Origin of the sequence: Mycoplasma sp. 888, from assembly GCF_035609225.1 — a bacterium.
Classification (GTDB): Bacteria; Bacillota_I; Bacilli_A; order Mycoplasmatales; family Metamycoplasmataceae; genus Mycoplasmopsis.
Map to the genome: position 1 here is coordinate 39,950 of NZ_CP141192.1, position 14,336 is coordinate 54,285.

The window sequence follows — 14,336 nt, forward strand, 5'->3', positions numbered from 1 at the left end:
ATAAATAAATATTTATTAGTAAATACAAATAAAATCTATAAAAAATATATAATTGAATTTATGATTGAATTAGTAGTTAAATATCCTGAAAGAATTGATAAATATATTTCAAATAATACTGAAATATCACGTAATGATATTAAGCAACTTATTGATGAGAGAGTTGTAACAGTTGATGATGTTTTGATTAATAAACCTAAATTTATGGTTAGAGAAGGTCAAGTAATTAAAATTTCAAGAGTACTTGATAAGGAAATTAAAGTAGTTCCCAAACAAATGGATTTAGATATTGTTTATGATGACGAATATTTATGTGTCATTAATAAACCTACTGGCATGACAGTTCACCCGGCTCCGGGTCATTATGAAGACACATTAGTGAATGGACTTTTATATCATTTTAAAAATAATTTATCAGATCAAAATGGACTGCTTAGACCAGGTATCGTTCATAGAATTGACAAAGACACAAGTGGTTTATTAGTTATTGCAAAGACAAATGAAGTTCATAATAAACTTTCTGAGTTATTCGCTACTCACGAAATTAAGCGTTCATATTTAGCAATTTGTGATGGTGTATTAGAAAGTAAAAAACTTAAATTAGTTTTACCTATTGGTAGAAATGCTAAAGACAGACTGAAAATGGAAGTAACTGATATTAATGCTAAACCAGCAACTACTCACGTTACTTTATTAAAAACATTTTACATTGAGAACTTACCTAAATCACTTGTAAAATGCGAACTTGAGACAGGAAGAACTCATCAAATCAGAGTGCATATGGCATATATTAAAAATCCAATTTATGGAGATCCTGTTTACAACAAGTATGTTGATGAAAATGGACAAAGATTACATGCTTATAAATTAGAATTACATCATCCTATGACTGGAAAAGAAATGGTGTTTTATTCAAAACCACCACACGACTTTGATGCAGCTGATTTTAACTTTGATGAATTTATAAAAGAAGATGGAATAAAGGAGGTATTGAATGTTTAAATGAAATTTAAGAGATTTTCTAAAATATCGTAAAGCAGATGAATTGTATGAAAAAGGACAAAAAACATTTGCTAGTTGAGTTTGACTTTTATTTGCTTCAATCACATTAATTGCTGCATTAACGTTGGCTGGTTTCTTAATCGTGACAATTGGACACAATACATTTTTAAAACCTGAAACCACAAATTTATCAAGTGATAATGTAATTAAGGTCACAAATGAAAGTAAAAGTTTATTCATTTTCTACATAATAAATCAAATTTTTTACATAATTATTTTTTGTGCTGCTGCAATTGTAATAATTATTTCTTTTAACAAAGTTCGTAAGGAAAAAACTTATCTTAATTTCAATAGATGGCCAATCTTATTATCAACAATTGTAGGGCTATTTAGTGTTTTTACATTATTTAAGTACATTTTTAGCGGCACATTTAATCAATCAGGTTTACCAAATATTGTAATTGCAATTGTTGTTATTGATGTTGTTATAACTGCATTAACAATTATTAACTGATTAATTCCTGCTAAAAAAGTTATATTTATTATTAAGATGTTCTACTCAATTAAAATGGAAGAAGAAACACTTGCTATGACTGCTAAAATGCAAGAGTTATTTAAAAATAACCCAAATGGTATTTCTGATTTATTTTCAGGATTTGCTAACGGTGCAAACTTAAATGATATTTTCAAAAATCAAAACAAATCAGCAGATGCTACTGATTCAGAAAAGAAAGATTTACCAGAAGAAGAAAAAATTCAAGCAGATGTTCAAAAAGAAACTGCAATCAAAAAACTTTTAGAAATTCCAAATGAGCAATTATTCAAAATGGCTGAATTATTAGGTATTAGTGGATATCAAGAAATGCCTAAAGATAAATTAGCTGAACTAATTTTTAATTACACAAAACAAGCTAAAGAGGAACATAATAAAGAAAATGCTTAATAGGCATTTTCTTTATCTTTAATTATGGTTTATACACATAAATTACTTGCTGAAAATGAAATTTCAGTCGATAAAGATTGATTCGTTTTATTAGGGGAAAGATACACTTACAAATTACTTCCTAATAATTATCTTTACATATTTGACTCAAGCGAGAAAGTAACAAAATCAATACGTTGTAGGTCTGAAAGAACAATAAAACCATTATTATTGAGGTTTGCAAGAGAACAAATTTCAATAATTATTCAGAAATACTTTGATGAATATTCACAAATAATGAACATTGACAAAAGGTGAAGATGGGAGTTAAAGAAATCAAAATCATATTGAGGAAGATGTGTAATTAGATCATCAGATCCTAAAAAACAATTTTTAATAATGTTCAATGAGAGATTATATTTAATCGATGAATATTTTATTAAAGAAACTGTGGTTCACGAATTATTGCATGCAGTAGGTTTTATTAAACATGATAAAACTTTTAAAAAAGAATTAGTTCGTTATTTACCTGATTTAAAAGAAAAGATTCAAGCTCATTATCATCCAATTTTGAGCAGAACCTCAAAGGTATAAGAAAATTCTCATCAACTGATGAGAATTTTTCATTTCTATTTAATTTTGATTAAGTAAATATTTTTCTTACCAACGTGAAGAAGTGCAAATTTGTTATTTCATAAATTTGAATTTAAAACGCTGTCTTCATTTACTGGTTCTAAATTGAGTTTAATTGAATTATTTGTAATAAACTCTCTAGCTTCACGTTTTGATTTAATAATGTTATTTTCAATAAGTTGATTAATTAAATTTTGGTCTTTAACTAATTCAAAATGGTTAATATCTTCATAAATATCAGATATTTCTTGTGTTGAATAATTTGATAAATCTAAATTTTTATTAAACAATATTTCTGAAATTAATTTTGCTTTTTTAGCTTCAGCACTAGAGTGAACGTCGGAAATAACTGCATAAGCAAGCTCTTTTTGAGCATATCTTAATGAAGGGTTCTCTTTATGTTTTTCAATAATTTGTTCAATTTGCTTTAATGATAAAAATGTTAATCATTTAAGTAATTTTTCAACTTCACTATCAGGTTGATTTAATAAGAATTGATACATAACAAATGGTTTTGTTTTTGATGTATCTAATCATAAACTACCACCACCTGTTGATTTACCAAATTTATTTCCATTTGCATCAGTTAATAAGTTAGCTGTAATTGCGACTGCTTTATGATTGTTTCCGTACAATGTAGAAATCATATCTAAACCAGTTGTGATATTTCCTCATTGATCTGAACCGCCGAATTGAATGCAAATATTTTTATCTTTGTATAAAGTAGCAAAGTCTCAACCTTGAATTAATTGGTAAGTGAATTCGGTAAAACTTAATCCTTTTTCAATTCTAGAAGCAACTGAATCTTTAGCAAGCATATATGAAATATTTACTAATTTACCTACAGATCTAAGAAATTCTAAAATATTCATATCTTTGTAAAAATCATAGTTATCTACAACGGTTAAACCGTATGATTCAAGTTGTGCTTTAATTTTATTTTTATTTTCTAGAACAGTAACATCATCAAGAAGTTGTCTTTCAGAATCTTTGAAAGAAGGATCGCCGATCATTCCTGTAGCTCCACCTAGAATTGCATAAATTGTAAAACCTGCTTGTTTAAATCTTAATAAGTTAGCAATTTGAATATAATTTCCTAAGTGTAAACTTGTTGCCGTTGGGTCAAAACCACAGTAAACTCCAACACCTTCTGGAAGTGAGTTGAATTTTTCCTCATTACTAATGGCCTTTAAAATACCACGGTATCTTAATTCTTTAAGTACATTCATTTTAAAATTCAAAATCCTTTCCAATTTGTTCGTTTGTTCCAAAAATTAATTCTTCTCTATCGATTCCTAAAGTTCTGTATCCTGATATCATTCCGTAACTTTTTACATTAAGCATTTCACCTTCTAAGACTTCTAGACCATTGAAAACAGTTGCTCCTGGTAATGATAAAACAATAACTTTACCTTCTTGAGAATCTAATGTGTTTGTTACTAATTGAATATGTTGATTTGTTTCTTTATTAATTAAAACTTCTAGAACAAATAACTTTTCACTTTTAGGGTGATTTTCTCTTTTCGTAATTAAACCGTAAATGATTTTAGATTCATTTTCTAAAGCAAAACCATTTTTAACTAAAACTGAAGATAATTTTGTAATTTGTTCTGCATTTAATGCACCAAATTTCGAACTAGGTTCAATATCAAGAAGCTTATTATCAAGTAAATTTATAGAATGTATTTTTTTATTATCATCTGAGAAAATAATCATATTATTAAGTTGTATTTGTTGAGTTTTCGAAACTCTACTATCAACAAAAATAATAGATACATTTGAGAATGATTTATTCAAATTATTAAACAATATCATAAACAAAATTATACATAAATTTAATATAATTGAATTTATGAAAAACGTAGCTATAGTAGTAGATTCAGCTTCAGGATTAAATAAAAAACAAGCTGAAGATTTAGGATGATTTTATCTCCCTTTAAGAATTGAATTAGATGGAAAAACATACAATGATGGTATTGACTTAACACCAGAAGATTTTTTCACTTATTTTAATTTAGATACAAAAACTTATAAAACTTCAGCAACACCAATCGGAATAGCAGAAGATTTAATTAGTGAGTTATCAAAAACGCACGATTATGTTGTTATTTTCCCTATTTCAAAGCATTTATCAAGTCAATATCAAAACTTAAAGGTTCTTGAATCATCATATCCAAAATTAAGAGTTATTGAGTCAATTTTTGTTGCATCATTAATCACACTTCAAGTTTGAGATTTTGTTGAATTAATCAAAAATGGAACTGATCTTGATAAAGCAATTAAAGAAATTGAACAATGAGATGAGAAACAAAAAGTTTCAATTTTTCCTAAACACAATGAATACTTATTAAAAGGAGGAAGATTAACACCTGCTGCAGCTGTTGTTGCTAGATTGCTTAGAATCATTCCTATTGTGAGTTTCTATAAAGGGAAATTAGAAAAAGAAGGAAAAGGTTTAGTATTCTTAAAAACAATTTACAAGAATATCGATGTTAAATTAAAGGATAACAATAAAGATATCTTAATTATCCATTCAAATTCAAGTGACTTAAAAGATGTTGTTGATTATATAAAAAGCAAGGGGAAAAATAGAGTTTTCACAGCATTATTACCTAACTGCATTTCAGTTCATACAGGGCCTGAAACTATTGTTGTAGTTCAATTATCAAAAAACTTAACTGAAGAAAAAATTAGTACATTATAGAATGCTAAAAAAAATCGTTTGTTCTAGTCTGCAAGACTTAGAACTTTTTATAAATCAAAATTTTGAACTATTTAAAGAGAAACAATTTTTATTATTATCAGGTGATTTAGGAGCTGGAAAAACTACTTTTACTAAATTATTAGGTAAAAAAATAGGTATAAAAGAGAAGATTACGTCACCAAGTTTTTCATATATGAAAGACTATGATGGTCTAATTCATATTGATTTATATAACTTTAAATCTTCGATTGATGAGTTTGAAGATTATTTTGATGATAATTTAGTTGTTATTGAATGAGCTAACTTGCAAAATTTAGATTTTACACATTATGTAAAAATTAATGCATATATTAATGAAGATGAAAAACATGTTTTTGAAATTGTAGAGGTTAAATAATGAATGTTTATTTAGATACAGCAACAGAGGACTTTATTTTAGTTTTTTTTGATAAAGATTTCAATGTTGTTGACTTTGTTTTATTAGAAGGTTATAAGAAAAAAGTTCAGTTAATAACCGAACAATTTCAACTATTATTGAGTAAAAATAATTTAACAGTAGATAAAATTAATAACTTTTATATAAACAAGGGCCCAGGTTTTTTCACTGGCGTAAGAAGTTCTTTAGTTTACTTTAGAACTTTTGCTCTTTTATTTAAAAAACCTCTCTTTACAATAAATACATTTGAAATTTTAGAAACATTAAGTCCTAATAAAGAAAACTTCTATATAGACGCACAAGGTTCAAAAGTATATTTTTATGATAAAAACACCATTCAAATAGTTGATAAGGATTCAATAGAAGTAGACAAAGTAGATTATAAAAAGATGATTGATAGCTTCAAAGATTTTAAAGATAAATTCAAAGAAGAAAACACTATGAGCGTAGAACCTTTATATATTAAACAACCTCAAATTGGAGGTGTAAACTAATGAGAATTTTAGGTATTGAAACTTCCCATGATGACACATCTTTAGCAGTCTTAGAAGATGGAAAAGTTTTAGATTTATGAACTATATCACAAATTGATATTTTTAAAGAGTTCGGAGGAACCATTCCTGAAATAGCTTCACGTGAGCATGTTAAAAATATTGCACTTATTCAAGAATTAATATTGCAAAAATATGATCCAAATTCTTTTGATTATATTGCTTACACGAAAGAACCTGGTTTAATAGGAACGTTACAAGTTGGTTGTTTATTTGCAAGTGCTTTTGCACTAGCAATAAATAAACCTTTAGTACCTGTCAATCACCTTGTTGGTCACTTTTTATCAGCCACATTAACTAACGAAATTGTATTCCCTGCATTATGTTTATTAGTTTCTGGTGGACATACGCAATTAATTTGTGCTAAAGATGTAGATGATTTGAAAATCGTCGGAGAGACACTTGATGACGCTGTTGGAGAAGCTTTCGATAAGGTTTCATCAAGATTAGGTCTAGGTTTTCCTGGTGGACCAATTATTGATAAGCTTTTCAAAGAATATGATGGTGAATTTACAAAATTAACATTTCCACACACAGATAATGAATTAGATTTTTCATTTAGCGGTCTTAAAACACAAGTTTTAAATAAAGTTAACAAAGCTCAAATGAAAAATGAAGAACTTAACAAGGAAGAACTTGCTGTTTCTTTTCAAAAAACAGCTATTGACTACTTGATTAGTAAAACTAAAGCAGCATTAGAGAAATATGATGTTAAAACTTTAGTTTTAGGTGGTGGAGTTTCTGCTAACTCTTACCTAAGAGAAGAGTTTTGTAAATTGCATAAAAACACTATCGTTCCATCATTAAAATATGCAACAGATAATGGTGCTATGATAGCTCAAGTTGCCTATCTAGCTTTTTCCCAAAAAAATAAAAAGACTTTTAAATAATTTATAATTAAATTTATAGATTAATTAGAAGGTATTTATGAATTCAGTATCACTAAAAAGCAGATTACTTTAACTTTATTATCATTCTTCTTTAGAGCATTTGGAGTAGATAGATTCTATGCTGGAAGAATCAGATTAGATTTATTTAAAAGTTTTGGTAGGATGATGATTTGGAAATTTGGCCATTTGTTGACTTCATTTTAGCTGTTTGTGGAAAACAAAAAGATGCAAATGGTAACGAAATTTCAAAATGAACAATATAAATTGTTCATTTTTTAATTTACTTATTTCATAGTGCACAAGGGCTAAAAAAACTAACTCATATTATTTAAATGAGCTAGTTAATCATTAAAAGTATTATTTTGTAATTTTTGTAAAGTCACTTTCTAAGTCAGCTGCAGCTTCTGAGTTTACGTCAGCTAAAATTAATGACATTCTTAATGCTGAGATAATTAAGTTGTTTGCTACAGATTTATCAAATCCAAAGGATTCGATTTTTGATGTAAATTCTGCGATTTGCTCTTCTGAAGCATTAACTGGATATTTAGCAACTCAGTATTGAATAGCTTTAGCGTTTTCAACATCTTTTGTAGCTTGTTTCACAAATTCTTGTTCTAAATCAGCTTCTGATGATTTGATTAATTGTAAGTACTCAGTTTTCTTCATTCCAAATTGTTTTAATTGTTTTTCGAATTCAGATTTTAATAATCCAAGTCTTTCTTCCACGAATGATGGATGCAAGTTAACCTTTGCTAATTTGATTGTTTGTTCAATTAATGAAAGATAGAATGAATCAACGTTTGAGAAGAATTTTTTAATGAAAACATTGTTTTTAAGTTCTTTTTCAAGCGATTTAAGATCTGTGATTTTAGGATCACCAAGTAATTTAACATTTTCATCTGTAAATTCGAATAATTTTAATCTCTTGATTGAGTTAATTGAAACTTGGAATACTGATTCTTTGTTTTGGTATCCCTTAACGAAGTAATCAGCCGGGAATGTAACAACTACATCACCTTTTCATCCTACTGATTTGCCAAGAAGTTGGTCTTCAAATCCTGGAATAAATGTTTTTGAACCTAATTTTAAATCGTAGTTTTCAGCTTCTCCACCTTCAAATGGTGCGTTGTCAATAAATCCTTTGAAGTTAATGTTTACTGTGTCCCCAAGTTTTGTTTTATCTTTTTTATCTGTAATTTCTTCATTAACAGATAATTTTTCTTGGATATCTTTCTTCATATCGTCAATATCTTTTTTAGCTACTTTAATTGATTTGTAGTCTAATTTTAATTTTTTAGGTTCAACTGCAAAATCCGGTTCTTCAACAAAAATGTAAACTAAGTAAAGATCTTCGCCATCTTTTTGTAAGTCTAACATTGGGTATCTAGCTGCTTTAATTTTGTTTTTTGTAGCATATTCAAAAACAGCTGGAAGATTTTCGTTGCTAAATGAGTTAACTGTATCAGTAAATGCAGCTCTGTGGTCTACATATTTTTCGATTTCAGCTTTAGGAGCTTTTCCTGGTCTGTAACCTTTAACTTTAACTTTTTTAGCTAATTTGTCTGTAAATTCTTTTAATTTTTTATCAAAATCTGCTTGATTAATTTTAACTTTAACAACAACTTCTGATTTTTTCTTATCTTTTGTATGTGTAATCATGGTTACCTCCAATATTATTAATAAATTAATAATATTTTACACTATATTAAAAATTAAGGGTGTAAAAAATAAACATGCCAGAGCATGCTTAAATTATTGAATCTAAAATAACTTTTGGGTCTTTGTCATTAAATAAAACATCAATAATTCCTTGTAAAAATGGGATATCTTTAATGTTATATTCTCGAATTATTTTTTGCAATGTTATTGCAGTATCATAACCTTCTGTAGTTACGTTTTGTGTTGCTGAAGCTTCCTTAACACCTACTTTTGCAACATTAATACCAAAGCTAAAATTTCTGCTTGTAGGTGATGAACACGTTAAGAAAATATCCCCCATAGCTGCAAAATTGTAACCAATTGTATCTTTCTCATTAGGGAACATGGTTTTATATATTTTGAAGATTTCATAAGTCCCTAATGTAAGGAGCCCGGCGTGTGAATTTTGACCTGGATATAAAACTGATGCTATTCCTAATCCAATAGCTAAAACATTTTTAAGAGCAGCAAAAACTTCAGCTCCCTTAATATCGTTATATGGTTTTACGTAAAAATGTGAATTATTAAAGTATTGTGCAACTTCTTGGTTGAATTTTGAATTTGTCCCAACAATGTTAACCATCGTAAGTTTTTTTTCAAAAACTTCAATTGCAAATGATGGACCCATAATTGATGCAAGATTTTCAAGATTCTTGCCAAATGCAGCAGTTATATAGTCTGAAAAGAATTGTTTTGTTTCAGGTTCAAGACCTTTTGATAAGTTAATAATGCTAATTTTTCTATTTCCAAGCACTTCAGCTGATTGTTTTAAAATTGCACCAACTGCAACTGATGGAACAGCTAAAATAACCGTGTTTACATTTTCGTAAAAGTAACCTAAATCATTTGTTGCTGAAATAAGATTAGAGTTTTTAAATGGAATCTCGCCAAAAAATTTGCGATTATATCCATCGTTAATATCGCTAATTTCTTGTTCATTAATTCCATACATCATTACTGGAAAATTATTCTCAATTAAAATATTTGCTAATGCAGAACCGAATGCTCCAGTCCCTAGCACACCGAATTTAATTTTTTCTTTCATATTACTAATTTTACTTTATTTAATATAAAAAAAGAGTATAAAAAATGGCAGGAGTAGCAGGATTCGAACCCACAACACACGGGGTTGAAGCCCGTTGTTCTACCGTTGAACTATACTCCTAAGCCATCTATATTATATATTATTTATCTAAAATCCTAATAACATCTTTAACTGTTTTTACATCTCTTAATTCATCGTCAGAAATTGTAATTCCTAATCTTTCTTCGGCATCAAAAATTAATTCAGCTAGATCCAGAGAGTCAACTGCAAGTTCCCTAATATTAGAGTCTTCTGTGATGTTTTTGTTTTTAGATATTTTTTTAAGTTCACTAAAAACTAAGTCTTTAATATTTGAATTCATAGCTTAATTATATATTATTTAAGCTCTATTAAGTAAGTTTTAGTTTTTACTTTGTCTTCATTAATGTGCTTCATGTAAATAAAAATTTGATTTTTATTGATAATTTTATAATCAAACAAAATTGAACCATATTTTGTAGGAAATCTTCTGATTACGTCGTGAATTACAGATTTAATAATGTCTTCATCAATGTATTTAAATCCATATTCATCAACTTTTACAAATTTTTCAAAATATTTTGTCTCTAATGTCGGGAAAAATCAGGAATTCTCTTCTTCTTTGTAATCGTAATAATTTTTGATTTTTCCATCAATTCTTTTTCATCTTTTGCCAGGAACTTCTTCAAACTGTTTTCTATTTTCTGATAAGTTTCTATGTAGAAAGTATGCTCCAGTCCCTATTAAAGCACCACCAACACAAATAAGTACAACTTTACTGATTTTTTTGATTAAGTTTTTTCTTTGCCTGTTCATCTAAAATGAACTCATTGAAGTTGAAAAATTCTTCTTTAATTATTTTGATTGAATCCTTTAAATCGATTACGAAGCGATATGTAACTTTAGGATTGTCATCATCAAAATAAGTAATTCTCAATCTTTTATCTGCATTACTTTCGTAAAGTTGAGTGGGTTTGATATCAAAAGTTTTGATGAAATCAAAATTGAAATAAGGTGTGGAAATTGGAAATTTGAAAGTTAATAGACCACTATATTGATATGGAATTTTTAAGGATTTACTAGGTATTAAACCTGGAATTTTGTTAATTGTCACATCTGATTCATTAGTAGTTAAATAGTCATCTATCCTTACTACCTTATGATAATAATTATTTTCAATTAGTCCAGAGTGATAAATATTATCATCATTTTCCTTTTCTAAATGCAAATTAATTTTTTCATTTTTGGATAAAAAATTATTTATATGAACTTCATTGACACTAATTTGCATATCTGTATTTTTATTATTTTCTCCAGGCATCAAATTATCTTTTTTATCATTGAATTGTGTAATTTTCAATAAATTCGTGAATTGATTTGTATTATTAATTTTTGGCAATTCTAAAATGATATTGTGATAGTACTTTTTAGTTCAGTAAGTTGAATTTTCAGAAAAATTAAAAACATATGAGTAAGGTATTTTGATTTTAAATAATAAATTTTGTGGAGATATTTGTTGTGAATTCTTAATTTCATTCCCAAAAATTACCTGATATTCCTTAAATAATTCTTCCTCAATTCCCAGAACTTTGGATGTAAACGTAAACTTAATGAAGATTGAATTTAATTTATTGAATGGTGTATTTAACTCAATGAAATTTAATCTTTTGAAATTACTAAGACCAAAATCATCAGTACTAAATTCAGCTTTTTGTTCCATATTAACAAAAACATAAGCTTTAATAGTAAATTTATTATTTAAAATGTTTATATTAAATCTTCTTTTTAGAAGGTATCTAAGAGCTTCAGTGAAGGGTGTATTGATTTTATCTTTAAATCCAAAACTGATATCTGTATATCCATTTGATAAAATTCTATCTATACTAATAATAAATGGTAAATCAAAATTACTTGTATCAAAATTTCTCAGATTGCCACCATTTAATATGTTTACTTTGAAGTCTCTTTATTCAGCAATATAAGTATCCTGATTGTGTATGGACACAATGTTATACATAGTTAAAGTAGATTTCTATAAACTCTTTGATAGCCTCTCTTTTCCTCTTGTAAAATGTGGTTTTTGAGAAATAATCAGTATATCATTCTTTGTTATATCTTGTTTCTTCATCACAATACATTTTGTTGATTATTCAAGAATTTTGAATTTTCATCAATGATAAAACTAATCCGACTAATGAAGAGTCTTTCTTGAGTTTGTTAGTTTCAATCTCGAGTTGTTTAGAAACCTCAGGATCATTTTTGTGTCTTAAAATAGTTTCTAAATTAACTATTTTACTTTTAAGATTCTTAATAAAAATATCTCTCAATTTAAATATATTATTGATTACTGCGCACTCTTAAGCATATAATGCTTTTTCTTGTGCTTCGGTTAATAGATTTTGTTGCATGTTTTCTCCGTTTAATAAATTTATATATGTAGTTATTTTTTGAATATTTTTGGCCATATTTTTCCTCCTTTCACACTTATTTTGTAAAAAAAATTATTGATTTTGATCAAAAAAACACTAAAAAAGAACAAAGGTATTGCTTTGTTTGCATTTAATGAAAAAATAGAATATAAAAAAATGATGTAGAACATCATTTTTAATATGCCTTTGCAAAGACCACATATCTACTTGTTTTCTTATCACAACCCTCTCAAAAACATTCAACATCCTTGATTGGTTTATCTAAAGAAAGAGGAATGCATCTTGCTGTTGCACCAGTATCTTCTTTGATTTGATCTTCAACATTTCCATCACAGCAAAATGGAGCAATAACAAACTTGTTTTCAACTATTTTTAATTTGAAATCTTCGTAGTTATAAACGTATTCTTGATTGCTAATTAATCTTTGTTCTGCTTGTTCATATAAATTATCATGAATTTGTTTTAATAAGTTTGAAACAACATTTTTAACATCTTTAATTGCTACTTGTGATTTTTCAAGAGTATCTCTTCTAACGATTGTAACTTGATTGTTTTCTAAATCTTTAGGTCCAAGTTCAATTCTTAATGGCACCCCTTGGATTTCTGAGTTAGAAGCTTTGAAACCTGGATTTTTATCAGTATCATCTAATCTAACACGGAATTTTCTTGAAAGGTCAGCAAAAAGTTTTTTAGCCAATTCATGAATTTGTGGATTCTTGTTTGCAAATAATTCTAAAATATCAATTTGAACTGGAGCAACATAAGGAGGGATGATAATTCCTCTATTGTCACCATGTGTCATAATAACTGCACCAATTAATCTAGTTGTGCAACCTCATGAAGTTTGATAAACGTTTTCAAATTCATTCTTTTCATTTTTAAAAAGAATTTCAAAAGGTTTTGAGAAGTTTTGAGCTAAATAGTGACTAGTTCCCGCTTGAAGAGCATATCCATTTTTCATCATAGCTTCAATTGTTCAAGTAGTACATGCACCTGCAAATTTTTCATTTGGTGTTTTTTTGCCTATAATAGTAGGAATAGCAAGGTATTTTTTAAGGAATTTAGAATACACTTTAATCATTTCTTTTGAAAGAGTTCTAGCTTCCAGTGATGATGAATGAGCTGTATGCCCTTCTTGTCATAAGAATTCTCTAGATCTTAAAAATGGTCTGGTTGTTTTTTCTCATCTAATAACACTTACTCATTGGTTGTAGATCATTGGTAAATCTTTATATGATTGAATTGAATTTTTAAATAAGTGTGCAAATAAAACTTCTGATGTAGGTCTAATAAAAAGTTTCTCATCTAACTTTTTATTACCGGCCATTGTAACTGTAGCAAGTTCAGGATTGAATCCATCAATGTGTTCTTTTTCTTTGTTGAAAAGTGATTCAGGAATTAATAATGGTAAGTTAACATTTTGAACATTTTTTTCTTTGAATGCTTTATTTAAACTTTCTTGAATTAGTTCTCAAATTCCATATGAGTTAGGAAGTAAAAACATTGTACCTTTTGTAGGTCCGTACATCATTAATTTTCCGTTTTGAACAACGTCTGTATATCATTGAGTGAAGTCTTCTTCTAATGGTGTAATTTTGTCTAATTGTTTGTTATTATTCATAGTTTTTAAATTTTAGCACAAAAGATAAATTTAAGAGGCTAAAATTCAAAAAGCACAAATTTAAACTATTTTTATTTAAAAATTGCATTTTTAATAAAAAAGTAATGTAAAAAGGCAATAAAAAAACACCTTTCGGTGATATGGCTGCCCCAGTTAGATTCGAACTAACGCATCGTGGAACCAAAACCCACTGCCTTACCGCTTGGCTATGGGGCAATAATGGTGGGGGGAGAGGGATTCGAACCCCCGAATCCGAAGAAAGTGGGTTACAGCCACCCGCATTTGGCCGCTTTGCTATCCCCCCAAACACATCAATATTATAAAACAAAAAAAATATTTTTAAAATAAAAAAATGTTTTTTATTTGGTTATATAAGAGCGAAAAAAT

16 protein-coding genes and 3 tRNA genes are annotated in these 14,336 nt (G+C 27.7%); 7 read left to right on the plus strand and 12 right to left on the minus strand.

Annotated elements, in window-relative coordinates:
* Window positions 1–60: 60 nt before the first annotated feature.
* Genes U5U50_RS00235 through U5U50_RS00245 form a run of 3 tightly spaced genes read left to right on the plus strand, consistent with a single transcriptional unit; the run spans window position 61 to window position 2,518 of the window.
* Window positions 61–1,002 (plus strand): RluA family pseudouridine synthase, encoded by a 942-nt coding sequence (locus tag U5U50_RS00235; protein ID WP_324672821.1) that lies wholly within the window; start codon window positions 61–63, stop codon window positions 1,000–1,002.
* Window positions 995–1,945: a hypothetical protein gene (locus tag U5U50_RS00240; protein WP_324672823.1), complete on the plus strand. Its 951-nt coding sequence runs from the start codon at window positions 995–997 to the stop codon at window positions 1,943–1,945. Before U5U50_RS00235 ends, U5U50_RS00240 begins: the two co-directional genes overlap by 8 nt.
* 24 nt (window positions 1,946–1,969) lie before the next feature.
* The gene (locus U5U50_RS00245) at window positions 1,970–2,518 is read left to right on the plus strand and encodes a SprT-like domain-containing protein (protein WP_324672825.1); all 549 of its coding nucleotides are present in this window, start codon (window positions 1,970–1,972) and stop codon (window positions 2,516–2,518) included.
* A 35-nt stretch (window positions 2,519–2,553) separates the two neighbouring features.
* On the opposite strand, the gene tyrS is transcribed toward U5U50_RS00245, so the two are convergent.
* The gene (gene tyrS / locus U5U50_RS00250) at window positions 2,554–3,786 is read right to left on the minus strand and encodes a tyrosine--tRNA ligase (RefSeq protein WP_324672828.1); all 1,233 of its coding nucleotides are present in this window, start codon (window positions 3,784–3,786) and stop codon (window positions 2,554–2,556) included.
* Window position 3,787: 1 nt separating this feature from the next.
* Complete coding sequence (tapR, locus tag U5U50_RS00255; protein WP_324672830.1) at window positions 3,788–4,372, minus strand: TyrS-associated PheT N-terminal domain-related protein TapR; 585 nt, start codon at window positions 4,370–4,372, stop codon at window positions 3,788–3,790.
* 37 nt (window positions 4,373–4,409) lie between these two features.
* Between tapR and U5U50_RS00260 the strand changes: the two genes are divergently transcribed.
* From U5U50_RS00260 to tsaD, 4 genes are read left to right on the plus strand one after another with little or no spacing between them, the layout of a single operon-like run.
* Window positions 4,410–5,261, plus strand: a complete 852-nt coding sequence (locus U5U50_RS00260) for a DegV family protein (RefSeq protein ID WP_324672832.1) — start codon at window positions 4,410–4,412, stop codon at window positions 5,259–5,261.
* 1 nt (window position 5,262) lies between these two features.
* On the plus strand, window positions 5,263–5,658 hold the full coding sequence (gene tsaE, locus U5U50_RS00265; RefSeq protein WP_324672834.1) for a tRNA (adenosine(37)-N6)-threonylcarbamoyltransferase complex ATPase subunit type 1 TsaE: 396 nt from the start codon (window positions 5,263–5,265) through the stop codon (window positions 5,656–5,658).
* Window positions 5,658–6,191: a tRNA (adenosine(37)-N6)-threonylcarbamoyltransferase complex dimerization subunit type 1 TsaB gene (tsaB, locus tag U5U50_RS00270; RefSeq protein WP_324672837.1), complete on the plus strand. Its 534-nt coding sequence runs from the start codon at window positions 5,658–5,660 to the stop codon at window positions 6,189–6,191. Before tsaE ends, tsaB begins: the two co-directional genes overlap by 1 nt.
* Window positions 6,191–7,138 (plus strand): tRNA (adenosine(37)-N6)-threonylcarbamoyltransferase complex transferase subunit TsaD, encoded by a 948-nt coding sequence (gene tsaD / locus U5U50_RS00275; protein ID WP_324672839.1) that lies wholly within the window; start codon window positions 6,191–6,193, stop codon window positions 7,136–7,138. The genes tsaB and tsaD overlap by 1 nt, the downstream gene beginning before the upstream one ends.
* 357 nt (window positions 7,139–7,495) lie before the next feature.
* Here the strand turns inward: tsaD and tig are convergent, their stop codons facing one another.
* From tig to U5U50_RS00325, 10 genes are all read right to left on the minus strand, one after another.
* Window positions 7,496–8,797 (minus strand): trigger factor, encoded by a 1,302-nt coding sequence (gene tig, locus U5U50_RS00280; protein ID WP_324672841.1) that lies wholly within the window; start codon window positions 8,795–8,797, stop codon window positions 7,496–7,498.
* Between the two features lie 88 nt (window positions 8,798–8,885).
* Entirely contained in the window at window positions 8,886–9,881 is a 996-nt protein-coding gene (locus tag U5U50_RS00285) for an NAD(P)H-dependent glycerol-3-phosphate dehydrogenase (RefSeq protein WP_324672843.1), read from the minus strand.
* 45 nt (window positions 9,882–9,926) lie between these two features.
* A tRNA-Trp gene (locus U5U50_RS00290) sits at window positions 9,927–10,001 on the minus strand.
* A 19-nt stretch (window positions 10,002–10,020) separates the two neighbouring features.
* Entirely contained in the window at window positions 10,021–10,242 is a 222-nt protein-coding gene (locus U5U50_RS00295; protein WP_324672845.1) for a phosphopantetheine-binding protein, read from the minus strand.
* Window positions 10,243–10,256: 14 nt separating this feature from the next.
* The gene (locus U5U50_RS00300; RefSeq protein WP_324672848.1) at window positions 10,257–10,715 is read right to left on the minus strand and encodes an MHO_1590 family protein; all 459 of its coding nucleotides are present in this window, start codon (window positions 10,713–10,715) and stop codon (window positions 10,257–10,259) included.
* Window positions 10,675–11,847 (minus strand): MHO_1580 family protein, encoded by a 1,173-nt coding sequence (locus U5U50_RS00305; protein ID WP_416383404.1) that lies wholly within the window; start codon window positions 11,845–11,847, stop codon window positions 10,675–10,677. Before U5U50_RS00305 ends, U5U50_RS00300 begins: the two co-directional genes overlap by 41 nt.
* Window positions 11,848–11,908: 61 nt before the next feature.
* Complete coding sequence (locus U5U50_RS00310; protein ID WP_324672851.1) at window positions 11,909–12,226, minus strand: MG284/MPN403 family protein; 318 nt, start codon at window positions 12,224–12,226, stop codon at window positions 11,909–11,911.
* A gap of 277 nt (window positions 12,227–12,503) precedes the next feature.
* Window positions 12,504–13,949, minus strand: coding sequence for a proline--tRNA ligase (gene proS, locus U5U50_RS00315; protein ID WP_324672853.1), 1,446 nt, complete (start codon window positions 13,947–13,949; stop codon window positions 12,504–12,506).
* A 141-nt stretch (window positions 13,950–14,090) separates the two neighbouring features.
* A tRNA-Gln gene (locus U5U50_RS00320) sits at window positions 14,091–14,165 on the minus strand.
* A gap of 4 nt (window positions 14,166–14,169) precedes the next feature.
* Window positions 14,170–14,253: transfer RNA gene (locus U5U50_RS00325), tRNA-Tyr, on the minus strand.
* Between the last annotated feature and the right edge of the window lie 83 nt (window positions 14,254–14,336).